General features: G+C 40.6%; 24 protein-coding genes and 1 tRNA gene. 15 read left to right on the top strand and 10 right to left on the bottom strand.

What is annotated here, in order from left to right; all coding sequences use genetic code 11:
- Window positions 1-10: 10 nt before the first annotated feature.
- Both J4E76_RS07455 and yihA read right to left on the bottom strand, forming a co-directional pair.
- Window positions 11-442 carry a DUF5606 domain-containing protein gene (locus tag J4E76_RS07455; RefSeq protein ID WP_208502617.1) on the bottom strand — a complete coding sequence of 144 codons (432 nt, stop codon included), beginning with the start codon at window positions 440-442 and terminating at the stop codon, window positions 11-13.
- A gap of 63 nt (window positions 443-505) precedes the next feature.
- Window positions 506-1,096, bottom strand: a complete 591-nt coding sequence (gene yihA / locus J4E76_RS07450) for a ribosome biogenesis GTP-binding protein YihA/YsxC (RefSeq protein ID WP_208502615.1) — start codon at window positions 1,094-1,096, stop codon at window positions 506-508.
- Window positions 1,097-1,196: 100 nt separating this feature from the next.
- On the opposite strand from yihA, the gene J4E76_RS07445 reads away from it, so the two are divergent.
- A complete protein-coding gene (locus J4E76_RS07445) occupies window positions 1,197-1,625 on the top strand; it encodes a peptidylprolyl isomerase (RefSeq protein WP_208502612.1) in 429 nt (142 codons plus the stop codon).
- 66 nt (window positions 1,626-1,691) lie between these two features.
- Here the strand turns inward: J4E76_RS07445 and J4E76_RS07440 are convergent, their stop codons facing one another.
- The gene (locus J4E76_RS07440) at window positions 1,692-2,267 is read right to left on the bottom strand and encodes a hypothetical protein (RefSeq protein ID WP_208502610.1); all 576 of its coding nucleotides are present in this window, start codon (window positions 2,265-2,267) and stop codon (window positions 1,692-1,694) included.
- Between the two features lie 189 nt (window positions 2,268-2,456).
- On the opposite strand from J4E76_RS07440, the gene ubiE reads away from it, so the two are divergent.
- The 5 genes from ubiE (at window position 2,457) to J4E76_RS07415 (ending at window position 7,873) form a co-directional block, all read left to right on the top strand.
- Entirely contained in the window at window positions 2,457-3,179 is a 723-nt protein-coding gene (gene ubiE, locus J4E76_RS07435) for a bifunctional demethylmenaquinone methyltransferase/2-methoxy-6-polyprenyl-1,4-benzoquinol methylase UbiE (RefSeq protein WP_208502608.1), read from the top strand.
- Window positions 3,128-3,868 (top strand): outer membrane beta-barrel protein, encoded by a 741-nt coding sequence (locus J4E76_RS07430; RefSeq protein ID WP_208502606.1) that lies wholly within the window; start codon window positions 3,128-3,130, stop codon window positions 3,866-3,868. The genes ubiE and J4E76_RS07430 overlap by 52 nt, the downstream gene beginning before the upstream one ends.
- A gap of 64 nt (window positions 3,869-3,932) precedes the next feature.
- On the top strand, window positions 3,933-4,679 hold the full coding sequence (locus J4E76_RS07425) for an SDR family NAD(P)-dependent oxidoreductase (protein WP_208502605.1): 747 nt from the start codon (window positions 3,933-3,935) through the stop codon (window positions 4,677-4,679).
- 1 nt (window position 4,680) lies between these two features.
- Window positions 4,681-5,268 carry a hypothetical protein gene (locus tag J4E76_RS07420; protein WP_208502603.1) on the top strand — a complete coding sequence of 196 codons (588 nt, stop codon included), beginning with the start codon at window positions 4,681-4,683 and terminating at the stop codon, window positions 5,266-5,268.
- Window position 5,269: 1 nt separating this feature from the next.
- Complete coding sequence (locus J4E76_RS07415) at window positions 5,270-7,873, top strand: M1 family aminopeptidase (protein ID WP_208502601.1); 2,604 nt, start codon at window positions 5,270-5,272, stop codon at window positions 7,871-7,873.
- A 246-nt stretch (window positions 7,874-8,119) separates the two neighbouring features.
- Here the strand turns inward: J4E76_RS07415 and gap are convergent, their stop codons facing one another.
- Window positions 8,120-9,115 carry a type I glyceraldehyde-3-phosphate dehydrogenase gene (gene gap / locus J4E76_RS07410; RefSeq protein ID WP_208502599.1) on the bottom strand — a complete coding sequence of 332 codons (996 nt, stop codon included), beginning with the start codon at window positions 9,113-9,115 and terminating at the stop codon, window positions 8,120-8,122.
- 177 nt (window positions 9,116-9,292) lie between these two features.
- Here gap and J4E76_RS07405 point away from each other — a divergent pair.
- The 3 genes from J4E76_RS07405 to J4E76_RS07395 all read left to right on the top strand — a co-directional run bounded on the left by J4E76_RS07405 (window position 9,293) and on the right by J4E76_RS07395 (window position 12,356).
- A tRNA-Glu gene (locus tag J4E76_RS07405) sits at window positions 9,293-9,364 on the top strand.
- A 422-nt stretch (window positions 9,365-9,786) separates the two neighbouring features.
- Window positions 9,787-12,147 carry an ABC transporter permease gene (locus tag J4E76_RS07400; protein WP_208502598.1) on the top strand — a complete coding sequence of 787 codons (2,361 nt, stop codon included), beginning with the start codon at window positions 9,787-9,789 and terminating at the stop codon, window positions 12,145-12,147.
- Window positions 12,148-12,203: 56 nt separating this feature from the next.
- Complete coding sequence (locus J4E76_RS07395) at window positions 12,204-12,356, top strand: PspC domain-containing protein (protein WP_083262348.1); 153 nt, start codon at window positions 12,204-12,206, stop codon at window positions 12,354-12,356.
- Between the two features lie 92 nt (window positions 12,357-12,448).
- On the opposite strand, the gene J4E76_RS07390 is transcribed toward J4E76_RS07395, so the two are convergent.
- A complete protein-coding gene (locus J4E76_RS07390) occupies window positions 12,449-13,063 on the bottom strand; it encodes a hypothetical protein (protein ID WP_208502596.1) in 615 nt (204 codons plus the stop codon).
- An 86-nt stretch (window positions 13,064-13,149) separates the two neighbouring features.
- Window positions 13,150-14,652, bottom strand: coding sequence for an alpha,alpha-trehalase TreF (gene treF, locus J4E76_RS07385; protein ID WP_208502594.1), 1,503 nt, complete (start codon window positions 14,650-14,652; stop codon window positions 13,150-13,152).
- 119 nt (window positions 14,653-14,771) lie between these two features.
- Here treF and J4E76_RS07380 point away from each other — a divergent pair, with 119 nt between their 5' ends.
- Window positions 14,772-15,320 carry a transposase gene (locus tag J4E76_RS07380; RefSeq protein WP_208502592.1) on the top strand — a complete coding sequence of 183 codons (549 nt, stop codon included), beginning with the start codon at window positions 14,772-14,774 and terminating at the stop codon, window positions 15,318-15,320.
- 46 nt (window positions 15,321-15,366) lie between these two features.
- Window positions 15,367-16,515: an FAD-binding oxidoreductase gene (locus tag J4E76_RS07375; RefSeq protein ID WP_208502590.1), complete on the top strand. Its 1,149-nt coding sequence runs from the start codon at window positions 15,367-15,369 to the stop codon at window positions 16,513-16,515.
- A gap of 177 nt (window positions 16,516-16,692) precedes the next feature.
- On the opposite strand, the gene J4E76_RS07370 is transcribed toward J4E76_RS07375, so the two are convergent.
- Window positions 16,693-19,461: an NACHT domain-containing NTPase gene (locus tag J4E76_RS07370; protein ID WP_208502588.1), complete on the bottom strand. Its 2,769-nt coding sequence runs from the start codon at window positions 19,459-19,461 to the stop codon at window positions 16,693-16,695.
- Between the two features lie 215 nt (window positions 19,462-19,676).
- On the opposite strand from J4E76_RS07370, the gene J4E76_RS07365 reads away from it, so the two are divergent.
- The 3 genes from J4E76_RS07365 (at window position 19,677) to J4E76_RS07355 (ending at window position 22,274) form a co-directional block, all read left to right on the top strand.
- Window positions 19,677-20,177: an RNA polymerase sigma factor gene (locus J4E76_RS07365; RefSeq protein ID WP_208502586.1), complete on the top strand. Its 501-nt coding sequence runs from the start codon at window positions 19,677-19,679 to the stop codon at window positions 20,175-20,177.
- Window positions 20,178-20,193: 16 nt separating this feature from the next.
- Window positions 20,194-20,790: a hypothetical protein gene (locus tag J4E76_RS07360; protein ID WP_208502584.1), complete on the top strand. Its 597-nt coding sequence runs from the start codon at window positions 20,194-20,196 to the stop codon at window positions 20,788-20,790.
- Between the two features lie 92 nt (window positions 20,791-20,882).
- Complete coding sequence (locus J4E76_RS07355; protein WP_208502582.1) at window positions 20,883-22,274, top strand: S9 family peptidase; 1,392 nt, start codon at window positions 20,883-20,885, stop codon at window positions 22,272-22,274.
- Window positions 22,275-22,352: 78 nt separating this feature from the next.
- Here J4E76_RS07355 and J4E76_RS07350 read toward each other — a convergent pair whose 3' ends face one another.
- Entirely contained in the window at window positions 22,353-22,808 is a 456-nt protein-coding gene (locus J4E76_RS07350; protein ID WP_208502580.1) for a YHS domain-containing (seleno)protein, read from the bottom strand.
- 95 nt (window positions 22,809-22,903) lie between these two features.
- On the opposite strand from J4E76_RS07350, the gene J4E76_RS07345 reads away from it, so the two are divergent.
- Complete coding sequence (locus J4E76_RS07345) at window positions 22,904-23,809, top strand: AraC family transcriptional regulator (RefSeq protein ID WP_208502579.1); 906 nt, start codon at window positions 22,904-22,906, stop codon at window positions 23,807-23,809.
- Between the two features lie 336 nt (window positions 23,810-24,145).
- On the opposite strand, the gene J4E76_RS07340 is transcribed toward J4E76_RS07345, so the two are convergent.
- Window positions 24,146-24,646, bottom strand: a complete 501-nt coding sequence (locus J4E76_RS07340; RefSeq protein ID WP_208502577.1) for a GNAT family N-acetyltransferase — start codon at window positions 24,644-24,646, stop codon at window positions 24,146-24,148.
- A gap of 314 nt (window positions 24,647-24,960) precedes the next feature.
- Window positions 24,961-25,620 (bottom strand): hypothetical protein, encoded by a 660-nt coding sequence (locus tag J4E76_RS07335; RefSeq protein ID WP_208502575.1) that lies wholly within the window; start codon window positions 25,618-25,620, stop codon window positions 24,961-24,963.
- Window positions 25,621-25,742 lie beyond the last annotated feature (122 nt).

Raw genomic sequence — 25,742 nt, 5'->3', positions numbered from 1 at the left:
TACAAAAGGGTTACTCCTCTGTTGCCTCTTCTTCAGTTGTAGCAGTTTCCTGAAATGATCCAGGAGCAATTTTAGATAGGAGGTTGTACCAGGTGACTAGTTTTTTGATATCAGAAACATAAACCCTATCCTCGTCATAGTCTGGGAGCACATGCTTTAGAAAAGACTTCAACTCATCGCCATCAGAGTTTTTATCTAATCCGGTGTCACCATCAAACTCGGAATGGATTTTTTGCATTACCTCATTAAGTGGCGTTGCACCTTCTGTGGTATGTGTATAAATGGAAATTTCGCTAAGTATCGATACCTGAGCATCAGCACCAACCACGAGTTTGGCCTTTTTACTGTCAAGCGATTCCAGAATGACACCGTTTTTGGTAGGTTTTAAAACTCTAAATAATCCGCCTTTACCTGATACGGAGGCTATTTCTTCAAACTTCATAAATGCTCTTGTTCAATAATGCTTCAAATTAAATCTAAGCTGATGCCTAAATCAAAGAAAAACTCAACTTTCGAGTATATGTTCTATGTACTCGGATAACTCGGCTTTCCCCAGGCCAGTTTCAGATGATGTTAAGAAAATCATGGGAAGGTGTTCCCAAGTCTGCTTAAGTACTCTTTTAAACTTGGCTATAGACTGTTGGCCCTTATTGATGGACTGCTTGTCTGCTTTGGTGAAAACGAGTGCCAAAGGAATACCGCTTTCTCCAAGCCATTGAATGAATTCGAGATCTATCTTCTGTGGATCGAGTCGCGAGTCGATCAGCACGAATACAATTTGAAGGCTTTCACGGTTGAGGAGATAGTCTTGAATCATTTCTGTCCAGGCAGCTCGATTCTTCTTACTTGTTTTGGCATAGCCGTAGCCTGGTAAGTCTACTAGGTACCAGCTCTCGTCAATCAAAAAATGATTAATCAACTGAGTTTTTCCCGGCCTTCCCGAAGTTTTAGCCAGGCTTTTCCGGGCTGTCATCATATTAATGAGTGATGACTTACCAACATTCGATCGGCCAATAAATGCAAACTCCGGTTTATCGGGTTTTGGGCATTTACGATAGTCAGTATTACTAATAACAAATTGGGCCTGATCGAACATGCTGCAAAGGTAATGAACTCCTTCAAATTGAACTTTTTTGTTTCTCTTTTAAACCCATACCTTTGCCCACCTTTAAATAGCATTCATTAAGAGAAATAATATGCAAGTAGCAAAGAAAGGGGACCAGGTAAAGGTTCACTACACAGGAAAATTAACTGATGGAACCATTTTTGATTCATCAGAAGGAAGAGCTCCATTGGAGTTTGAAGTAGGCGCAGGTATGATGATCAAAGGATTTGATGCTGCTGTTGATGGAATGGCCGTAGGAGCCAAAGTAACGGCTGAAATCCCAGCTGCTGAGGCATATGGTGAGGCAAGGGAAGATATGATCATTGATATCCCTAAAACCAATCTACCGCCTGATCTAAACCCTGAAGTTGGACAGCAGTTGGCAATGAGCCAACCAAACGGTCAGCAGGTACCAGTTAAAGTAAAAGAAGTTAGAGAAGATGTAGTTGTGATTGATGCTAATCATGACCTGGCAGGAAAGGATTTGATTTTTGACATTGAGCTTGTTGAAATCGGATAATCTAAGCCAGACGTTAATAGAATGAAACCCCGACTTGTCGGGGTTTTTTATTGCTCGGAGAAACGGTCAGTTCATAAATGATTCACCTCTATGTTTTTCTTGAAACTCAGTTGATTTTCGCTTGAGGTCTTGTATTCTGAAAAGAACAGTACGTAGATGGTTTATGGTATACCTAGCTCGTGTATATTCTGTCATGTCCGGGTCTGCATTGAGCATAAACTCGGTGTGCAGGTCGAAGACACTCATCAGTCGATCGTATTCGATATAGACTTCAGCAATGTCCAAAAAGAGGTTTCTGTCAAACTTTGCTGTAATACCGCTTTCCTTACTCGACTGCCAAGCCAGGGACTTGATTTCAGGGCGCCCTATACCAAAATTAAAATTAGCGACTTCGCCTTTTTTATACATTTCTACCGCATGGTTTAAGGAGTCAAAGGCCGTCTGATTATAAATTAGTCCGCCTTCTAACATAGAACTGAATGAGTTTACTTCAATTGCGATATCTGAGAGCGCCTTATCTACCTTTTTTTGTTCTTTCTGTTGCTCCTGCCAAGAATCCAATGTAAGGGCAAGTAATACAGCAAAAACAATTGAGAACATTTCGAGACCGATTGTTTTGAATGATAATTCTCTTTTTTTCATATCCTGATTGAAAATTAAGAGTCTATTAACATAGACATCTTTGAGTTTGTGAATGACCAGAAGTCAATTTACTAAGATTTATGACAGAGGTGAAAAATGGCTGGACTTGTGGTCTAACATTACCTTTTTTTAACAATTCCTGTAATCACCCTGTTTCCTTCGTATTATTGCACTCAGATTGAATTAGAGATGGCTGTAGTACCATATAAGGAGAAGGAAACGACAAAAAAAGAGCAGGTAGCCGAGATGTTTAATAACATCAGTCATAGGTATGATTTTCTTAATCATTTCCTAAGTCTGGGTATTGATATCCTGTGGAGAAAGAAGGCCATAAAGCTCCTTAAGCCTGACCAACCCAAGCAAATACTGGACATAGCTACTGGTACTGGAGATTTTGCTATTGAAGCTTTGGCGCTCAATCCTGACCGTATAGTTGGGGTTGATATTTCATCTGGTATGCTTGAAATGGGCAAGCAGAAGATGAAACGTAAAAAGGTAGACCACATCATCGACATGCAAATGGGCGATAGTGAGAAGCTGCTTTTTGAAGACAATACCTTTGACGCTACCATCGTTGCATTTGGTGTAAGGAACTTCGAAAACCTGAAACAAGGCTTGAGTGATATGCATCGTGTACTTAGACCAGGTGGAAAGGCAGTGATCATTGAGTTTTCAAGGCCACGATCGTTTCCGATGAAGCAACTTTACAGTTTTTATTTTAAGTCGATTCTCCCGATTATTGGAAAACTGATTTCTAAGGATCAATCGGCATATACTTATCTGCCGGAGTCGGTAGATGCTTTTCCGGATGGTCAGAATTTTTTGGACATCCTTAGTGCGGTTGGATATAAGAAGACTGAATGCAGACCTTTGACATTTGGCATCGCCTCGATTTACATCGGGCAAAAATAGTTGCCTTAGTACTTTTTTTCTCAATACTTCAAGTAAACGCCCAAACGCGTAAGGCAGGAGTAACGCTTCACAGGGTAAAAAGTGACCAGAAGACTTTTAAGTACGGGTTTCTGCTTGGTGTGCATAACAATAGCTATGGCATCAAGTATTCAGACAGATTCGACACTTCCGAGTATGACCAAATAAACTCAATAACTTCTGAGACAAGTGCTGGATTTGACCTTGGGTTTATGGTCAATATCAGGTTGGCAGATCAATTTTCCATAAGACTTGTTCCTGTGAAAATAGGGCTGTATCAAAACACGGTCAATTATCAGAATATTGATGGGACCACTGATGCCCAGCTGATAGAGAGTACTAGAATTGAGCCCGGCATATTTATGAAGTACAGGTCCATTCGAAGGAATAACTCTCGAATGTATTTGATTGCAGGATTAAGTGGATCGTTTAGGTCTGGTAAAGAAGATATAACTACAACCCAAGATAGACTTGAGATCAGACGTGCTAATGTAAAAGTTGAGGTAGGCTTTGGACTGGAACGTTACTTCGAATTCTTCAAGTTCTCACCAGAGATCAGATATGCAAGAGGATTACTTGATGTTATGAACCCTCAGGACAACTTCTTCCACAATGGACTAAGCCGGATAACGACTCATAATTTCACACTGTATCTGCATTTCTCCGACTAAGTAATCTTTACGTTTCCGATTGGCTATTTTCTTTTAAATTCACTGCTCATTAATGAAGATGAAAATGAGCAAAATCGCATTCATTACGGGAGCAACCTCTGGCATCGGCCGAGCTACTGCTTTACTATTGGCTGAGGAAGGGTATGACTTAATTATATGTGGACGCAGGGAAGACAGGTTGAAAGCATTGAGCGATGAGGTGGCTGTTAGAACACTTGAACTAAGTTTTGATGTTCGAAATAGAGTGGAAGTGGAAGGGGCGATTAACTCAATTCCCGATGCTTGGAAATCCATCGATGTTCTTCTCAATAATGCTGGAAATGCTCACGGGCTTTCTAAGATTCAAGATGGAAATGTGGACGACTGGGATGCAATGATTGACATTAATGTAAAGGGCTTACTTTATGTTACAAAGGCTTTGGTACCTGAAATGGTGAGCAAAGGTTCGGGGCATATTGTGAATATTGGGTCGATTGCAGGGAAAGAGGTATATCCAAATGGCAACGTCTATTGTGCCTCTAAGCACGCTGTTGATGCCATTAACAATGGTATGCGTATGGACTTGAACGGCACGGGAGTCAAAGTATCTCAAGTTTGTCCTGGTTTGGTAGAAACAGAATTCTCGATGGTACGCTTTAAAGGTGACACAGACAGGTCAAAGTCAGTTTACGAAGGTTTCGATGCACTGACGGCATATGATGTCGCGGACCTGATTCGATTTATCGTAACCCGACCTGCTCATGTAAATATTAGTGATACCGTCATTTTTCCGGCAGCACAGGCGGCATCAACATTAGTAGATAAAAAATAATATGGAAGAGCATAGAGAAGAAGAGGAAAGAGCGGAGGGGCTTCCAATCCCTGATATTTTTTTAAACAGCGATACAAAAGGACCTTTGACCAATTGTGTACAGTGTGACTATGACCTGATGAAGGGTGATCGCTACTATATGATTGAAAAAGTCTTTAAGAAATACCCGTCTTTTCAAAAGACCGAAGTGCTGTTTGAATATGCTGTCTGTTCTACATGCTATGAGAATATGAAAGACCAGATGTCTGCTGAGAGCATGGCCAATTTGTCAGAATACATGATGATGAATACGGATTTTCAGGCGATGCAAAGACGAATTGAAGAGCACCCAGACAATCCTGAGGCCTGGCTTTCAGAATGTATGATCAAGGGAACTCCAAAAAGTGAGATGACCGAATTTCAAATGGGGGCTTGTTTCAAAGGCGATCGCTTGGTTACCAATTTCATGCCTCCGTTTATGATTGGTGAATTGGCAATGGAAGAAATGAATGCATTGCTTTCTAAAGAGACCAAAGATGAAATGGACGATTTCATGGGAGAGAACTTCGGCATTCCTCCAGAATTAAGAAAAGACCTAATCCTGATTTGATATGTTAAAGAAAAGCCTGGCAATATTACTGCTTTCGATTACCCTTTTTGCCTGTAATGATGAGACCAAGTTATCGGTGGAGTCTGGGGTGTCACTCGAACTAGCAGAATACCGAAAAGGGGCGCTATCAATTATCAATTATAAGTTGGAGTTCAGAGTGCCGGACAACATAAATCAACAAATTCAGGCATTGGAAGACTTAACTTTCAACCTGAAAAACAATTCACAAGACCTTCAGCTTGATTTTAAGGAAAGCCCAGAGAAGCTCAAAGGACTGATCGTCAATGGTAAAAGCCAGGAGCTGTTAATCGAGAATGAACACATCATTCTGAAAAAGGAGAACCTCAAAGAAGGGTTCAATCAGGTAGAGATTAACTTCTTTGCAGGTGAGACTTCACTCAACCGAAAAGAAGAATTTCTATACACACTCTTTGTTCCCGATAGGGCCAGAACTGCCTTTCCCGTTTTCGACCAACCGAACCTAAAGGCAACTTTCGAACTTACACTTGATGTACCAGCAAATTGGTCGGCCATTAGCAATGGACCAATTGCCGTTGCGGCTGTTAAGGATGGTCGAAAGAACTATCAGTTCTATAAATCTGACTTAATTAGTACCTACCTGTTCTCCTTTGTAGCAGGAGAGTTCGATGTGGTCAGTAAGACAATTGCTGGTAGAGAAATGACCATACTGCACAGGGAGAGTGACAAAGAGAAAGCAGATCGAAACTTAGATTTGATTTTCTACCTGCATGCGGCCTCATTACAATGGCTAGAGGAGTACTCTGGTATAAAGTATCCTTTCAAGAAGCTGGATTTTGCATTGATTCCAAGTTTTCAATATGGAGGGATGGAGCATGTTGGAGCGATTCAATACCGAGCCAATTCATTGATGTTGGATAAAGATCCGTCTCAAAGCCAATTGCTCGGAAGAGCCAGCTTGATTGCCCATGAGGTAGCTCATATGTGGTTTGGTAATCTGGTCACCATGGACTGGTTCAATGACGTTTGGACCAAAGAAGTGTTTGCCAATTTCATGGCTGCCAAGATGGTTAACCCTAGTTTCCCAGATATCAATCACGACCTAAACTTCTTAGTCAGGCATTATCCATCGGCTTACTCAGTTGATCGCACCAAAGGAGCTAACCCTATCAGGCAATTTTTGCCTAACCTGAAAGAAGCTGGGCAAATGTATGGTGCGATTATTTATAACAAAGCACCCATTATGATGCGCCAGTTGGAGGCCATGTTGGGCGAAGAAGACTTTCAATCAGGTATGCGTGAATACTTGTCTACTTTTTCAAATAAGAATGCCACATGGCCAGATCTTATTGAAATCTTAGATAAGCGAACCCCAGAAGACTTGAATAAATGGAGTGAGGTTTGGGTGAACACACCTGGAAGACCGCATTTTGATATTTCGGCTGTAAAGAATGGCAATCAGGTACTTATAAAGCTTGCTCAAAACGATCCTGAGGGAGAAAGAGTTTGGGCCCAAGCCTTGCAATTGAATTTGTATAATTTACAACGATCAGAGAAAAAAGAAGAGCTTATTTACTCTAATGATATACCCTATACTATTAGTTTAAAATCTAATTGGGATTTCTTCGAAGCTCTGCCAAATGCTGATGGAATCGGCTATGGTTTATTTCCGGCAAACTATTCTATGATTCAAAGCCGCTGGGATCAGCTCAGCGAAGTAGAAAAGGGAACAATGCTTGTTAACCTCTACGAAAATCTTCTGGAACCTGAAAATTATGGAAAAGAAGGTCAGTACAGTCCTGAGCGATACGTTGAACTAATCAAATGGATGGTAGTCAAAGAGAAGAATCAATTGCTATTGAACCTCATGCTGGGGCAATTGAATAATGTCTACTGGAACTTGATGACGCCTGAACAAAGAGAGAGTGCTGCGCCTGATCTTGAAAGGACGCTCTTCCATGTAATGAATGACAAGACGGATGATCCTTCAGTCAAAAAGATATTCTTTAATGCCTTCAGAAATGTGACAATTACGAATGTCAACCTAGAAAGGCTCAGGAGTATTTGGGCTGGAGAGACTCACTCGAAAGTTGGGGGGCTGAACTTATCTGAAAACGATTTAACAAGCTTAGCAGGTCAACTGGCAATTAAAATGCCTCAACTTTCAGAGGATATATTGACCAAGCAGCTCGAAAATATTAAGAATCCAGATCGTAGAAAGAGATTTGAGTTTTTACTCCCATCTCTTTCTTCAGATGTTGAAGCTAGGGATCAATTCTTTGCTTCTCTGAAAGATGAGAAGAACCGCGAGACTGAATCATGGGTACTAGGAGGGCTTGGAAACCTGCATCACCCTTTGCGGAGAAAAGAGAGCGAAAAATATATCACCGAGAGCCTGGAACTATTACAAGAGATTCAGGTGACAGGAGATATCTTCTTCCCAAAGAGATGGCTCGATCGCACACTAGGTAGGCACAACACCGAAACGGCTGCACAGATGGTAAGAGACTTTCTGGATAAGAACCCTGAATACAATGCTCAGCTGAAAATGAAGATTCTTCAGGCAGGGGACATGACTTTTAGATCAAGTGAGATTCTTAAGAAGACCAGTTTGAAAGTAGAATAGTCGAGGATGGGCAAAAAAATAACCCCTCAAATTGAGCGGTTTTCTTAATGACCTGTTTTTACGACTTAGGGCTGTCTTACATTATATTTGCCCCATTTTATAGCGACTTGGGTTTGTCATTTCGATTGTAAAACTACCCAATTGCTTTTTTAGTTCCTGAAGAGCGTGTTTACTAAAAGATTAAGTTTATGTGAATAAAAAAAGCCTCGATTTATCGAGGCTTTTTATTTTTTGTTCTTGTCTGGCTTATCCAGCGATTCTTTCGATCAAGTCGGCAGCTCTGTTAGAGTAACCCGCTTCATTGTCATACCACCCAACAACTTTAACTAAAGTTCCTTGAGCAGAAGTCAATTGAGAATCAAAGATGTTAGAGTGAGGATTGCCAACAATATCGATAGATACAATTGGGTCTTCTGTGTACTCCATAATACCTTTCATTGGTCCATCGGCAGCAGCTTTCATTGCCGCATTGATTTCTTCTTTAGTAGCTTCTTTTTTCAAAACTACAGTAAGGTCAGTCAATGAACCATCAGGAATTGGAACTCTCATAGCGATACCGTCCAATTTTCCAGCGAGGTGAGGCAACACAAGGCCTACAGCTTTAGCAGCTCCTGTAGAAGTTGGAATAATTGAATAAGCACCTGCTCTTGCTCTTCTCAAATCTTTGTGAGGAGCATCTTGCAATCTCTGATCTGAAGTGTAAGCATGAACTGTAGTGATATAACCATGCTCGATACCGAAGGCATCGTCCAATACCTTAGCCATAGGGGCTAGGCAGTTGGTTGTACAAGATGCATTAGAAAGAATGGTCTCTTCACCAGTCATAGTGTCGTCATTAACACCAAGTACTACAGTTGGAACTCCACCTTTAGCAGGTGCAGAAATAACCACCTTTTTAGCGCCAGCTTCCAAGTGTTGTCCAGCACCAGCTTCATCTAAGAAGAAGCCTGTTGATTCTAGAACTACCTCAACACCAAGGTCTCCCCAAGGAAGGTTTCTAGGCTCTCTTTCAGCGTAAATTTTGATTTCTTTCCCATTTACAATGATGCCATCTGTGGTTGCAGAAACGGTACCATCGAACCTGCCATGTACTGAATCGTACTTCAATAAATGGGCTAGAGTAGTAGTGTCAGTTAGATCGTTGATTGCTACTACTTCAATGTTTTCTTTTTTCAATAATGTTTTGAAAGTCAATCTTCCGATTCTTCCAAAACCGTTAATCGCTACTCTTGTCTTAGACATAATCCTTAACAGTTTAAAGGGTTGTTTTTTGGAGGCGTAAAGCTAAGAAAGCTATCCTCCTTTTCAAACTTTAATCATGCTAAGGCCGAGTTAGTTCCATGGAAATCGATTGTAATTTTTTCGGATAGAAATTTTTGCAAATAAAATAGTGACATCTATATTTGCAGTCCTTATGATGGTCCGTTCGTCTAGGGGTTAGGACGCCAGGTTTTCATCCTGGTAACAGGGGTTCGATTCCCCTACGGACTACATTCTAAAAGCTCGACTTTGTCGGGCTTTTTTCATTTCGTCCTTCGGTGACTTGCCCTACAAGCTGGCTCTTCGCTTAAAAGCCCCACTGGAGCTTTTCTTAACGCTCAGCCCTCCTACAGACTACTTTCAGAGAGCTCAGCTAATGCTGGGCTTTTTTTATTTCATTTTCAAGACAATGGTGTGTCACCTAGCCTTTTGTCTGATTCATTCACCAGAAGAGTTATGAATATTTGACTCTAATGCTTGCTGCTTTTAATCAATTAGCCTGTTCGATAACGCTCGTGAAGCTGGTCGATAGCGTTCAGTTTTAGCGTATCTTTATCATTTAAAAATGCTGAATAGTGCCTTGAGCGCCTTGATGGACTGTTTTCATTCTTTGGTATTTTTTTTGAGTAACACCGACCAGTTTAGTCGATAGAATGCTAAAAAATTACCTCAAAATTGCATTTCGGAACCTAATCAAACGTAAGGTGACCTCTATGGTCAATCTTATGGGTTTGAGTATAGGTATCACATTAACGGTTTTACTCATACTCTATGCGCAGTATGAACTGGACTACGACAAGTTTCATCCAGAACCGGAGCAGACCTACAGACTGCTAAGGATGGAGGAATTGGGTAATAACACCCAAATCGTAGCCAAGACGAGCCCTAGAATCATGCTTTCCCTGACCGAAGAGTTCTCAGAGGTAGAAAGCACCACGCTACTCTTTAAGCATTGGAATGTGCCCTTACTTAGTCAAGAGGATAAGGGCTTTTATGAACAAGACTTTCTTTTTGCCGATTCCTCTTTCTTTGACGTTTTCGGATATGAGCTGCTTCTGGGTAATCCTGAAACAGCCCTCTCAGAGCCTAATTCACTAGTGATTACCGAACAAATGGCTAAAAAGTACTTTGGAGACAAGGATCCAATTGGAAGGGTGCTGCGCTATGAGCTTAAGTATGACTTGGAGATCACTGGGGTAGTGAAAGCCTTAAACAATGTGGGAGCCCATTTCGAATTTGACTTTTTGGCTTCGATGCCCACCTTACCTAAGGTGATGACTTTGGATGTGTTGACGGGTGCTTATAATGGCTTTTACAGTTACATCCATTTCCGGCCTGGTACAGATGTTCAATCATTTAAAACAAGATATGAGGAATGGCTGGTTAACCGATTTCCAGAAGAACGAATCCGAATTCAGCCCCTCTTAGATATACACTTGAGGTCAGATGCAATTTCTGAGATTGAAGGACAAAGCGATATCATGTTTGTTCGAGTTGTCCTCATCATTGCCATAGTGGTTATCATTTTAGCCACAATCAATTATATCAACTCAGCCGTTTCTACCTCTGTTGAAAGACTCAAAGAGATGGGAGTGAGAATGGTCTCGGGGGCCTTTGCTCAACATATTTATTTTCAGTTTATACTGGAAGCCATTCTAACTATAGCCATTGCCATTGTCATCTCTTTGATCGCCCTGTATTTTATGATTACTCCATTCAACACCATGTTGGATACGAGCCTTATATTGAACCCTATCGCTCAGTGGGAGATTTGGTTGGTGATAGCGAGCCTTATATTGGTTACGGCTATAATCTCGGGTATGGCCCCGGCTATTGTTATCCTAAGAATGGAGCTCACAGATGTCTTGCTCAATGTGGTGACACTTGGTAAAATTGGTTACCTGAGAAAGGGACTTATGGTTTTCCAATTTGTTGTTTCTGTTGTACTGATCGTGGGTGCTGTTACTATTAATAGACAAGCTGCATTTGTTAAATCGAAAGACTTGGGTTTCGATCAGAGTGAAGTAGTAGTTGTACCTATTAGGGATAGAGGTATTCACACTGGTTATGAAAGTTTAAAAGACGATGTTCTGGGTATTGCAGGTGTTACCTCAGTTTCTAGAGCGAGCACGATTCCGGGCAGACCTTATGCGGCAAAGTATTATAAGCCTGAGCCTGCGGCTTTAGACTCTATTCTCATGAATGTTGGCAGTATTGATGATCACTATTTTCAATCCCTGGGCATTAGAATGTTGACCGGTACCGACTTTGAGTTTCTAAAAGATGAGCTGACGAATCCGGTTGTTGTCAATGAGACAGTAATTGAGGCTTTCGAACTGGGTGATCCGTTGGAGGCATTGGGCAAATCCATGTATCATGATGGTCAAAAGTTTATGATAATCGGAGTGATCCAGGATTTCAATTATGAGACTTTACATAAACGTATTCAGCCATTAGTAATTCAGCCTGGAAGGGCACTGGAAGACTTTATGATAGTAAAATATCAGGGAGTAAATGGAGACGCTGTAGCCAAACAACTCTCAGCTTTGTGGTATTCAACAGCTTATGAACAACCATTTACATATTCGTCTCTATCAGATGATCTGGCTTCGCTTTATCAATCCGAGAAAGTTTGGGGGGATATTGGCAATCTATCGATGTTGGTTTCAGTATTGATTGGAGCTCTCGGAGTGTTTGGTCTAGTTTCTTTGGTAGTTCAGAAGAGATTCAAGGAGATGGGCTTAAGGAAGATTTTTGGAGCAAGCCATGGAAACATTATAGGCATCATTTATAGTGAGTTTTTCACGATACTCTTTATTACCCTTTTAATATCGGTGCCATCAGCCTATTTATTGTCTCAATTATGGTTGCAAGACTTTGCCTACCGGATCGATGTACCGATTGATGGTTTTGTGATCGCGATGGCTTTGCTTGCATCTGTTACTTGCTTGGCCGTATTGTTCCATACGCTCAGGGCACTGGCCAAGGACCCTATTAATGCCTTGAGTGATTAGGAAGACTTGGAGTTATTGGATAAAACTGCTAATATCAATCTCTAAATTTTGGATGTATGATTTTAGGTGTATGTGGATGGCTTGGTGAAAAAATGGGTATCCAGGAGTCGAGTATTAGAATAGGCTTTGTTGTAGCTTTCTTTTTGTTTGGTGCGGGTTTGGGCCTTTACCTTATTCTTTGGCTGGTTAAGGTGCTTTCCAAGGATTGATATTGGCTAGCTTTCTAGATTGAAGCCATTTAATGTAGGAGAGGTTACCCTGTTTTTTGCTTGCACTTTCGAAGGCGTTTGAGGGGTAAATTCTAATCTACCCTTATTATGGCTGACAGCTCTAGTGTTAGAATGAGATCAAAGCTGTCTGGGGATACAAGTGTCACATTACGGCCCGAAACTTCAACCTCAAGCTCTAAACGGCCAGCAAGAATGGATAGGTGTGCTGCTGTTAGACCATCCAAAGTGACATTCCCTTCATCGTTATCATAAATCCTTTCCTTGGAAAGTATTAACTGATTATTTCCTCCAATGTCGGTTGTATTATCAAGGTTATTGATTGTGAAAGTGGTAAGGCGCTGAGGAACGCCAAAGTTATTGACAACACTGATTGTCACATCGAATATCCCTGCCATATTGCCTGGGTCCCAACTATCAATGTCATAGTACATCGCACTGACTGTTGGGTCAAAAAATTGATCTGCTTCTTGTACGTCAAAGTCTTGGATACCAATGAACCTTGCTTGTCGGTAACGCTCAGGAAACGTGATGGCTATATTTTGGTTTGATGGTAAACTTCTCCAGTCTATGGTAAATGTTTGTTGTATTTCGCCAGTTATGACTTCGAATGAATCTGGGTCACTACCGCCTCCCGAACATGCTGTAAATAGTGCTATTATCGAAAATAGGAGCAGAAATTTTTTCATCACTTTAGCTTATAGGTACTCAAAACTAGTAAATTCTGATGTTATAACGGAGATTTTGCCAAATCGCTACATTGACATTCAATTCCTTACTCTTCTGAAAGTAATTTCAGTAATACACCGTTAGTCCAGCCGAAACCGTCCTGAACAGGGTACTCTCCACCACCACTAAGCAAGTTAGTGTCCATGACATTATATTTTTCCATGAGTTTTCCAGTGTTCTTGAAGACCTTCACATTTAATGAAACCCAACGTTCTTTGATAGTTCCGGCTAGCTGATCGTGGCCATAGTTTCTAAGCCCCTTGATGGCAACCCACTGTAGAGGTGCCCATCCATTCGGTGCATCCCACTGTTGGCCTGACTCATAATTGGTGGTTAAAAGACCACCATCTTTTAACAATTCGCGATCAATCACTTTTGCAACTCCTCTTGCCTGATCGGCACTGGAAAGTTCAAAAAACAGAGGAAAAGCTGCTGCTGCACTGATTGACTTAGTCTGCGCTTTTTCAACCCAGTTGTAGTCGAAATAGTAGTTTTCATCTGCATTCCAGAAGTAATCATTTATCGCTTGCTTTCTTCTTTCACAAAGCTCAAAGTAGGATTCGCATTTTTCCATATCTCCATTTTCTTGGTGGATACTGGCGATCAGTTTTTCCAAATGATAGAGCAGACAATTCAAATCTACTTGGACCAGATCAGTTGTTCGGATCGTTTCGAGCTTATCAAAGTCCGCACACCATCTGGAACTGAAATCCCAGCCTGATTCGCAAGCAGCTCTAATGTTCAGAAGGGTTTTCTTTCCCGCTTCGCCTTGTGCAGCAATTAACTCCACATCGTCTTGATACATTTCCGCTCTTGGGTTTGGAATGTTGTCAAAATGGCGATTAAGAATGGAGCCGTCATCCATCAATACCACTCTTTTGTGAGAGGGGTTTTCTGTGTTCAATCCATCAGAACCTTCCATCCAAAAACGATATTCCTTTTCGAGGGCAGGTAAAAACTCTTGGAGTATAGATCGGTCTTTTTCTTCTGCCAACAGGGCCACCATTAATGAGAAGAATGGAGGTTGAGAGCGGCCCAAATAGTAGCTTCTATTTCCATTAGGGATAAAGCCAATCTCTTGAATCATCCAGGCAAAGTTCTTCACCATGTCTTCAATCATATCTGTTCGCTCACTCACAGCAAGTCCTAACATGGTGAAGTAGCTATCCCAATAGTATATTTCATTAAACCGACCGCCAGGTACAATATAGGGGTGTGGCAGTTGAATCAGTGTGGAATGAGTACTCGTGTCTTGTGGTGTTCTTGCGAGAATATCCCACAGCTTATTGATATGCTCAGTAACCGGGGCTTCTGTATCACTTATATAACCCGTCTCGCTTGACGATGCTTTGGAAAAGTGATTGTTGAAGAATTCTTTCAAGCCAAAATTGGCATCGTCTTTTTGATTACGATAAGCTGAAAGCACTTGAGCTGCACCTTCCTTAAGCAATGCATCAGATATTTCTTTTCCATCTTCCCAAAGTCCGGAAGCATGAAGGTCAGTAAAGAGTTCTTGAAGGTCTTTTTCTAAGTGAAGTGTTTTGGCCATTGTCGATTGGATTTTGATTGGCACGCATCATACCTAGATAGTTAAGCTTCAAACTTACTCTCCTGGTTGTCAAGTCTTTCGACTTGACTTATTGTGAATACCTTGACTAACTTAAGAAAATGGGTTTAAGAAACCGATATCTCGTAAAGAATGAACAAACCTTTTTTGTTACAACAACATGTAATGGGCACAAGCGGTTGATTGAATTATCAAAGGCTTACGATTTAATTTGCGAGAGCTTGACCTTTGTTAGCCTGAAGTATAATTGCGCTATTTTGGCTTACGTCATTATGCCTAACCACCTTCATTTAATACTTCATTTCAAAGTAGAAAATCGTATTTCGGATTACATGAGAGACTTTAAAAAGTTTACGGCAACCAAAATTAGGCAGGGACTTGAAGCGCAAGGGTTGACTAAAGTCATTGAGGATATTAGAATCCAGATGCCGAATCGTGTTTTCAAAGTTTGGGAGCAAAGGTTTCATGAAAAGCCGATTGATAGTAAGGGAATGCTGGAAGAAGTTTTGGATTACATTCATTCAAACCCGTTGCAAGCGCAATGGACCATGGTAGAATATCCTGAAGATTACACCTATTCCAGTGCTCTGTTTTATGAGAAGGGGCGTGACCAAGGGTTGGAGGTAAGTCATTATCTTGATTACTTTTAAAAAGAAGTGTTGTAAGTCGAGTTGAAAGACTCGACAAAAGAATCAGATGTCAAAATCCGTAATCGTAGTAGGCGCGGGCGCATGGGGAGGGTGGACAGCCTTCCATTTACAAAAGGCCGGCTTTCAAGTTACACTGGTAGAGAAAGAAGGGCCTGGGAATGTGCTTTCTGGTAGTGGAGGTAAAACCCGCATTATTCGCATGGCCTATGGCGGGAGTCAGGTATATACCGATCTAACAGCGCAGTCCTTTAATCTTTGGGAAGCTTATTCTAAGGAGTGGAACGATCCGCTGTACCATGAGAAAGGAGCGTTGTGGATGTTTAGAGGTGTGAAGCCTACTTATGCTGAACTTTCAATTCCTTTGATGAAAGAAAAAGGATTTAACCTTGATGCATTGGACCTAAAAAACCTCTCGGTTAGATACCCTGAGATAAATTTAAAGGACATCACCAGTGCTTATTGGGAACCTAAAGTGGCTTATCTGGAAGCGAGTAGAGCTTGTGGAGTCATAGCCGACAAGTTCAAGGAAGCAGGAGGTCAATACCTCAAGGCAGAAGTGGAGGGTATTAATTATCAAGAAGATAATATCAGCGGTCTTACTTTTAAAGATGGGACAGTCATTCAAGCCGATGAATATGTTTTCGCATGCGGACCTTGGTTAACGAAACTAGTGCCTGAAATGAAAGGTTTGATTCATATCTCCAGGCAGGAAGTCTACTATTTCGATGCACTCGACCAATATTCAGACCTTCCTATTTGGTTAGAGTTTCGAGAAGGTGACCAAATGTACTACGGCATACCGGATCACTTTGGACAGGGCTTTAAGTTTGCTTATGACGAAAGAAGGTGGTCTCTCGATCCAGATCAAGATGATCGGGGAATAAGGGATGGAATTCTGGCAAAAATGAGGGGCATTTTAGTCAATAGATTTCCTTCACTCAAGGACTCAGCCGTGTTGAAACATCATACTTGCGTGTATGAAAACTCCTTAGATGGTGACTTCATCATTGACAAGCTGCCCAAAGCTCAAAACGGCCTCGTGTTGGCTGGTTCTTCGGGACATGGGTATAAGATGGGACCAGCAATCGGTAAGTTGGTTACTGATCATTTGACAAATCAAAAAGCCATTCCATCAGAATTCTTATTGCAGCGATTTGAGAAAAGTTCAGCACGCAAGAGCCAGTATGAGGTTTAATTCTGTTTTAGTTGGTACTGAAGAAATCTTTCAGAATATGGTTTCTTGCTCGGCACCTTTGGAAATAGTGACATTAATTCTCGACTCAGGTTTTTCATGCTCTGGATATACTTAAATTGGAAGTCGTGTTATAGTAAGATATTTCTTAAACTGTTTGATTTTGAATTCGGTCTTGAGTCAATCAATGAGTACTCGATTGTACTCGATTTTCCCTGAACCCCCCTGGCTAATTCTTAAGAGGGCCTCCCTGTCTAATTTTGTGAGAAGCTTACTCCGTTGACACAAACTTTCTGCCATCTCTAAGTCTGATTCCCATGCCTTTATTTTTTCATTATATTCTTTGATTTGCCAGTCAAGGTTTGATCGCTCATCAGAAGACCCTACTCCTTCGTTCCTTTTTTGGATTTTCTCTAAAAGACCTTCAGTCTTTGCTATGTCTGCAAGCATCAGCTTTATGTCGGTTTTTATTCTTTTAACTGGATGACGTGAGATATTGTTTGTCTGTTGAATTCCACCATTGAAAACTAGGTCAACGGTCTTCTCTTCAATCTTTGAATGAGCTTCAAGGAGTTTTTCAAAATTCTTTTGAATATTTTCCTCTCCCATACGCCATAACAAAGCAGACAATCCTTGGCCTTCAGATTTCTTTTCAGATTCCTTATATAAAAGACCCTTGTTGAAAGAAAGTTGAGATTGAAGTACAAGAAAATGCTGATAAGTGAAACTTTTTAAAATATGCATTTCCAATTCTTCAATTACAGTGGTCAATGGTTTAGCTTCGAAATATGGAATGAGTTCTAGTAGAGCATTGATACCAATTCCCTTTGCAGTAATAAGCCTTGAAATAGACTTGTTTTCCTGGACATTAAGAAGGTGAAGAATGCACAAAGTGCCTGCGGATTTATTTGAAACATAGAGGTTTGTGGTTAAATACTTAAAACAAATTTCTCTTACCGAGTAGAGCTGACATGTGTTGGCAACGGCTATTGTTGTTTGAATTCCAATCTTATTCGATTTGGGTTTATTCAATTTCTCTTTTAGTAGAGTTATTAGTAGAGATTCGTGAGATTCGTCTATCTTGACTCTTTTTAAAATCTTGACACTCAGCTCTACTCTCTCATTGTTTTGTATTGACTCGAAAACAAACTTCAAGTATTTTTCTGTAATCATACTGGTTGATGACTCATAATCATAATATGAATTATTTAAGGTGTTCAATAGATTAGATAAGTAGCTAACACTTTCTCCTTGACGTATTTTCTTAATAATTCTTGATACCAACCTTTGTCTTATTGCTGGTTTGTTTTTGAAAGCAAAAAGTAAGAATTCGCTTAGGGACCCATTTTCAATGTTGCTCTCAAGCTCTGATAAATTTTCTTCATTGTCCAATGCCTTGAGTGCGAGCACTTCTCTAAATAGCCTGTGTGGAAAATCGTATTCGCTTTTACCGTCTTTTTTCCCAGCAAAAACGAATACACCAGAATAAATTATCTGTTCCACCATATCTGGGATGATGAGATTTGAAAGGCTACGCTCGTTCTTTGATAGTCCTTTCAAAATTTCATCCTTATTTTCAAAGCTGGTATTGGAGATGTATTTTATGGCTATCTGTCTTAAGAACTCCTTTGTAAAAACAGTCTTGGAGTTTAGGACGATATGGTAACTCAAGAAAACTAGAAAACCGAACTTCTCTTTTTGATAGAGGCTCCTTCGTCTCTTAAATCGAATCTTAAATGAGTCGGATTTGATATTTCTAACCTTCAGATCATCGTTGTCTTCAAGAAGAAGTCTCAAACATGATTCGATTAATTCTATGACAGATATGAATGACTCACCGGTGATCAGTTTCCTTTCGGAAGCTACTTTATTGACATATAAATATGCCATCACGGTTAAAAATAATGGGCGCCTTGAAAACGATTTTAACTCACTGTCATCGATCAAATCTATTTCTTCCATAAAGAAGTAGGGGTCTAATAAATGCCCCTGTTGAAAGCTTCTATCCCCTGTATAGCGTTTGAAGATTTTAGATACAAGGTTAATTCTTTGTTCTGTTTCAAGCCCTCTTAACATAATTGCCTCAAAGACTTGACCGAGTCTTAAATTATAATCGGGATCATAAGGGACTAAATTGAGATCAAGTTTGTTGATATCATAAAACTGTTCTCTCGATGAGAGCCATACTCTACACCTACTTAATTCTTGGTAGATTATTATAAACTGGCTATTTAACTTCTTATTAGTGGCATCGCTTTGCTCTATTACGGATGACATAAGAGCTGTAAGTTCAGTTTGAAGAAATCCATCTTTCTCTACCCTATCAATTTCATCATACCCATCAAGTAGTAAAAAAATATTCTTGTACTTCGCAAGCTCAGTTAGTTTTTTTATGCCATAATCAGATGGTTTTTTTTCTATTGAACCTCCTTGAGAGACTACTTCCGGTTTGAAGTAATGTATTTCTTTTAAAATGTATGAAAGTATTGGTGAGGGATTTCTATTCTCTAGGATTTTGAGCGGAATTAATATAGGTAGTTCGTCCTGGAGAGGTTGAAATAATGGATGTCTTTTATTGTCAATAATGTTTAGTGTGGCGAACCTGAAGAAAGTTGTTTTTCCTATCCCGGCATTACCCAAAAACAGGAGTTTTTCCTTGTTTTTGATAAGGTACTTAAGGTCATGTGCGGTATCAGATGGTTTTGGCTGGAAAGTATCAATATCTATTTTGACAGACTCAATATTTACAAAATCATCAAGTACATCAGAGTCAATACCGAGATATATAAAAGGCATTCTATTTATTTCTTCTTTGGTCTTTCTGAAGTAATATTTCTTTGAGCTTCGCGATGATAAAGATCTCAAATCAATCTTTGAAATATAGTTTTTGATGTAAGTTACAAGTAGGGAGATGCCTAATTTTGACAGAAAAGTAGATAAAAGTGACATTTTTTCTCAAAAAGATAGATTCTTAAGGTGTGACAAAAATGACTTTTCTGCAACAACAAATGGATTTTAGTTTTAACCAAAGTCCAAGAGACCGCTATTCTTCACTAGTTTTTAATGTCCTGAAATAAGAAGGGCTATAGGTTGAGAATAAAAAAGATTTACTGTTTGTAAGAAAATGCGGAGGATGTGGTACTAACTTATTGACAATTCGCTCAATGACAGAACAAATACAATCTCAAGTCTTCAATGACTGGTTAAAAGACCACAAGGGCATCCTCTTTAAAGTAGTAAGGGCCTATGGTGCTAACCTTGAAGATCAGGAAGATCTCTTCCAAGAGATTGCTGTTCAAGTCTGGCGATCTGTCCCAAAATTCAGGAACGACTGCGCAGTCACCACTTGGATGTATAGAATAGCGCTGAACACTGCTCTTAAGTGGAGTAGCAAAGAGCGCAAGCATCAGGAGGGGCGAGAAGGTATCGATCAGAAAGCACACGTCTTAACAGAACAATCGGGTTTTGCCGATGACCGACTAGACTGGCTCTATGAACAAATTGCTCGCTTAGATAATGTAGACAGATCTCTATGTCTCTTGTTACTAGATGGATTTAGTTATAAAGAGATGTCGAAGATCGTGGGTATTTCGGAAAGTTATGTGGGGGTTAGGATCAGTAGAATCAAAAAACACCTCGCCAAGCAATCAGAAAAAGTGACTTAACATGGAGTTTGAAGAGATGAAAAAAATATGGGACGCGCAGAATGGTCAGGCAATGTATGCCATAGACGAGACTGCCTTGCACAATCGTGTAATCAAGAAGAAAAACAAGGCCAGAAGAACGGCTGATTTAACAGAAAAGATATTTATCGGTGCCAATATAGTGGCGGCCACAATGGTAGCCGTACCAAGCATCCTAAAAGATAAATACAGCATATCGGGTATCTTAATGGTGGTACTGATGTATGTAACCGCAGGGTTCATTCTTTATATAAGAAACAAGCGGCTTAGGACTCAGGATAATTTTGATAGCAGCATGATAGGTGACTTGGATAATGCCATAGCAACGGCTGATTATCAAGTTAAGTTTTCAAAGACGAGTAGGTTCTATTTACTATCTGTTGTATTACTAACACTCTTTTCATTGATAGAATCGGGTTCTCCCTGGTGGGTCATTGTATTGGTGGTAATATTCTTTACAGTCACATATATGGCCGCAAGGTGGGAGCATAGGACTTTCTATGTATCACAGAAGAAGGACATCAGAGCTATGCGCGATAAGATCATCAGCATGGAAAATGAAGAATCCGATAGCGAGCTCGATCAGCAGCTCTAAGCCATAATTCATCAATAAGTTTTAATCAAAAAAATGGAGGCCAAGGCTTCGGACAGGACAAGTACGTCCAATACAAATCAAAAAGTATAATCATGAGATCATTTCAATTAATCATATTCGCAATTCTAATTCAATTCAGCCTTTCCGCTCAGAAAATTACCGGAGATTGGCATGGAGAAATTGGTGGAGGAAAGAACAAGATTCAGTTCATCTTTCATATCGCCAATACAGACGAGGGGCTTGCTGCTACCATGGATATTCCAGCGAGAAATTTGACCGGTATCAAGACACAGAAAACTACCTTTCAAGACAATCAACTACATATTGACGGTAAGAATTTTGGTTTTGAGTATAAGGGCGCCTTTCGAAAAGACAGCGTCAATATTGAGGGTCATTTCATTGAAGGGCCTAATCAGGTGCCATTGAAGTTATACCCAGGGCCAGGTGATGTGGTTGAGAAAAGAGTAAGACCGCAGGAACCGACAAAGCCTTATCCTTATAAGGAGGAAGAGGTGGTTTTTGAGAACACAAAAGACAATGTGAAACTCGCAGGTACTCTGACAATCCCGATGACAGGCAAGAAACATCCAGTGGCTATTTTAATTACTGGCAGTGGACCACAAAACCGCGATGAGGAGATTTTCGGACACAAACCCTTTCTGGTATTGGCCGATCACTTAACCAAGTTAGGGATTGCTGTATTGAGATATGATGATAGAGGGGTGAACGAATCGACTGGCAACTTTACAGAGGCCACGTCAGCTGATTTTGCCACTGATGTCGAAAGCGCGATTGACTACTTAAAAACCAGAAGCGATATTGACAAGAAGCAAATTGGACTGATAGGGCATAGCGAAGGTGGGATAATTGCGCCTATGGTAGCGGCTCGTTCTAAGGATGTTGACTTTATGGTCTTATTAGCAGGAACCGGGGTCTCTGGCTTTGAGACTAATCTCATCCAGTCTGTAACCCTTAGGAAATTCCCAGTACCAGATGAAGAAGCTTACAAAAACTTTATCACTGATGTGCTGACAATATCTTCAGCAGATAAAGATGTCAAAGAGGTGAGACAAGAACTTACCGATTACTACAATAAGTCGCCTTTCTTTGAAGCAATGGCAGGTCAAAGCCCACAGCGGGATGAGATTCTAAAAGGCCTAGTGGAGGCGAGAACAACGCCATGGGTGAGATATTTCTATCATTATAACCCTGCCGATATGATTGAGAAAGTAAAGTGCCCAGTCTTATCCATCAACGGAACAAAGGATCAGCAGGTAGTAGCAGATGTGAACCAGGCAGGCATAAGAGCAGCCTTAGAAAAAGGAAAGAACAAAGACTATCAGGTGATCGCATTGGAAGGGCTTAATCACTTCTTTCAGACTGCGGAAACTGGTGCAATGAATGAGTATGACGATATTGAAGAGACTTTTTCCCCTGAGGCATTGACATTGGTGTCAGACTGGATATTGAAAAGGATCAAATAGAAATAGAGTCATTAATACCCCGAAAGTTCTTACCAGTACATGGTGAGTTCCTTCGGGGTTTTTAGTAGTCAGTCAGTTTTATTTGTTCTTTAGCGTTTTCCAATTCTCGGCAGCCATCTTCTCCATCTCATTCTCATTGCCTAACCAAGGGATAATTGTGTTAAAAGGCTTCCCTTCATAGAAATCATTAAAGAAGAGATACAGTTTCCCGTCATCCACTCTAAAGGTTTTTGGATCAACGGGCACCTTCTGATTCATTTGGGCAACTGCAAAAGCACAGTAGCCGTCAAACTGAGGTAAATACTTCTCAGGGCTTGCTTTGAACTGCTTTTGGTGGTCACTGTTGACAAAGTAATAAGTGGCACCATTGTGTTGTGCAGAATAGTCTTTGCTCCCCCGGACAGCACTATTAGCAGTGAAGTAGTTAACAATGTCGTAACCATTGTTGGCCACCTTATCTTGATTGGTATTTACACCTTGTGCATGCGCTTGGACTGTTGCTGCCATAATACAAATTGTTAAAAGTTTTTTCATTGTGATTAAGTTTTGTTAATCAAATGTATTGTTCATATTTGTTCTATGAGTATAATTAAGTACATAAAAATTGATTCAAAATACATTTTCGATTAATGGATGCATTGAGTGACGTACTGAGGAGCATCAGGCTTTCGAGCGCTTTTTACTTTAAATCTGATTTTTCCGCCCCGTGGGGGATGAATGTGCCTTCAGTACCTTTTGCACAGTTTCATATTGTCGTTTCGGGGCAATGTCTACTACAAACCCTTAAGGAACGGATCCTTTTGAAGGAAGGAGATATTGTTGTCTTTCCGCATGGTATTCGGCACTGGATAGCCGATAGTGAATCGAGTGTAAGAGTTTCAGGAGGAGAAGTAGTAGAATCAATAAATGCTGGATGCCCGGTTTTTCAGGGACCAGAAACAAATAATACCTTGGTATGTGGTCACTTTGAATTTGACCGAAGTGTTGCCGGACTATTCCTTGGTGAGTTGCCAAGCATCATTCATATTTCAAGTCAAAATCAGGAGACTAATCAATGGTTAAGACAAATCACTGACATTTTAACTTTTGAGGCAGACAATGAAATGCCCGGGCGAGATGTCATTATCCAAAAACTGGGAGAAGTACTATTTATTCATACACTTCGCTCTTATGCTGAAGGAGATAATCATATTACAGGAGTATTTGCAGCGCTATTCCATGAGAGAATTAGCAAGGCCTTAAAGGTGATTCATAGTGATTATGCTCAAAACATTCAGATAGAGCAGCTTGCCAAGGTAAGTGGCATGTCTAGAACTAATTTCATCAATAAGTTCAGAGCACTAACTGGTGAGACTCCTATGAATTATGTTTTGCAATGGCGTATGCTAAAGGCCAGTGAGTTGTTACAAAACACAGAACAAAGTATTTCTCAGGTGGCTGAAGGTGTAGGCTATACGGCCGAGGCAGCGTTTATCAGAATATTCAAAAAACGCACGAATTATACACCATTAAAGTATAGGCTGGCTAAACGCTAGTAAGGAAGGAACCTTTATTTCCATCATTCTTAGGATGGTACTACCTAAATCATCGAATTGAGGTCCTAATTAGATTGCTTCTCTGATTTTTTTATGTTGTAATAACTTATAAAAGCCGAGGTAGTCATGATCAACCATCCTAATCGAAAAAGCCAAATACTTCCTAATATAGCGCCAGGTTCAGCATCTAGTAAAGAGCTAACGAATACTATCCCGGCTAGAGTCCCAGCTATTAAGTATAAGTTCTTTTTGTTCATTCGGTTTTGGTTTTAGTGTTCAATATAATGAATGATCAGCTTTAGAGTACATACCGACCATTTCCTCAGAGTGACGTTGTTAATCAACTCGCATTCGCATCAAGAAGTCATCTTGAAGCTCATTGCCAAGTTGAAACTGGCGGACATCAAAAATCTCCATGCCTTGTCGCTTATAGAATTCAACTGCTTTGATATTCTCTTGCCAAACGCCCAGCCATAACCATTCTGACTTCCTCGTTTTCGCAAGGCCTAGACTAAACTCGAACATTGCCTTGCCGATGCCAGTACCCTGAGCCGTTTGGCGTACATAGATCCTTTCTATTTCTAGCCCTTTTTTAGAAGTGTTGAGTTTAAGGTAACCATAAATCTCACCTCCTTTTTCCACAAAATAGAATTCCGAAACTGATGAGACGAGCTGTTCCTTTACATTCGCCAAGTCAAAGCTTTTTTGTAGGTAAGCTGAAAGATTCTCTTCCGTATTCTGTGCTGCAAAGGTCTCCCGAAAAGTAGTAGCGCCAATCTCTTTTAACAAAGGTGCTTCTTCTAGTCGAACAGGTCTAATTACTAAGTTTCCGGTCATGTATTCTGCAAGGGTAAAGGATGTAAAGGTAGCCCTCGAAAGCGTTAAGGGCAAGCTCGAAATATCCACTCCCTAACCCCGCCAGCGGGGGGCATAAACGATGCAAATGCTCAAAAGTGATTGTCCACCCTTGGAGGAGCCTTTCCCATACTTACCGTCATTCTGAGGGAGCTTGCCTGCTGTAAGCAGGGTACGACCGAAAGAATCTCATCATTGATTTGGAAGACTCGCTGCCTACAGAGGGCAGGTTTCATCAGCATATCTCGCTATTGCTGATAAGCTTTGCCTCAGAGTGACGTGTTATAAGGAGGAAGCTATTTATCGAATCGCTTTAAATCCAAAAGCTTTTGATCAAATAGAATACCCTTCTCAATCTCAGCGATGAGTTTTCGACTTTTAGTCAAAGGATGGCTTGGGAAACGAACATCCCACTTAGCCTCTTCGGACCTAAGCATTAGGTTTTGCCCTTGTATATCAGCTTTGTATGGATCTAATGCCCAATTGCTATAACCATTACTGGTCTTTGAGATCACATTTTCACGCAGTAACTTCTTGATAATAAAGGAGTCGCGCATGCCAGAAAGGTCTAACTCAGGTGCTTGAATTTTTACGACATAACTGCACATAGCAAAAGGGATCACTAGGGAAGTCAGGTAAGTACTACCACTAGGTTCTTGAGGGAATTTAAGGATTGTTCTAATGCATTGGATGCCATGGAGCTCGACCAATTCTACCTCAATAATTCCTCCTTTGGCCGAGGCAATTGCATCGCGATAGTACTGCCGGAGTTGGTCAATGTCTTTGACTGTGGGTATGTCTGGTTCACCCTCGAAGAAGTTGAGTGAAATGGCCATGGTGGCGTCTGCATCTCCCCATTTCTTTATAGTCTTTGTTGTGTCTCCTTCGACCCAACCAAGGTCGGGTAGGCTTATAGCTTTTAGGTTAGGCTTCTTCCAATTGAAAAGTTTGAACATAGCATGTTTGGAGTTAGACTTGTTTACCCCGGTATGCTATACAAGTTTTTGAGCAGGCTGGTTCAATTTGGTTGTGACTTGTTGGTGAAAAAACCAACAGGGGGGAAGCGTAAAAAGGGAAC

It is taken from the genome of Roseivirga sp. E12 (assembly GCF_017592825.1).
Classification (GTDB): Bacteria; Bacteroidota; Bacteroidia; order Cytophagales; family Cyclobacteriaceae; genus Roseivirga.
Note: the sequence above shows the minus strand (reverse complement) of the source record. Positions and strands in the feature narration are given on the sequence as shown.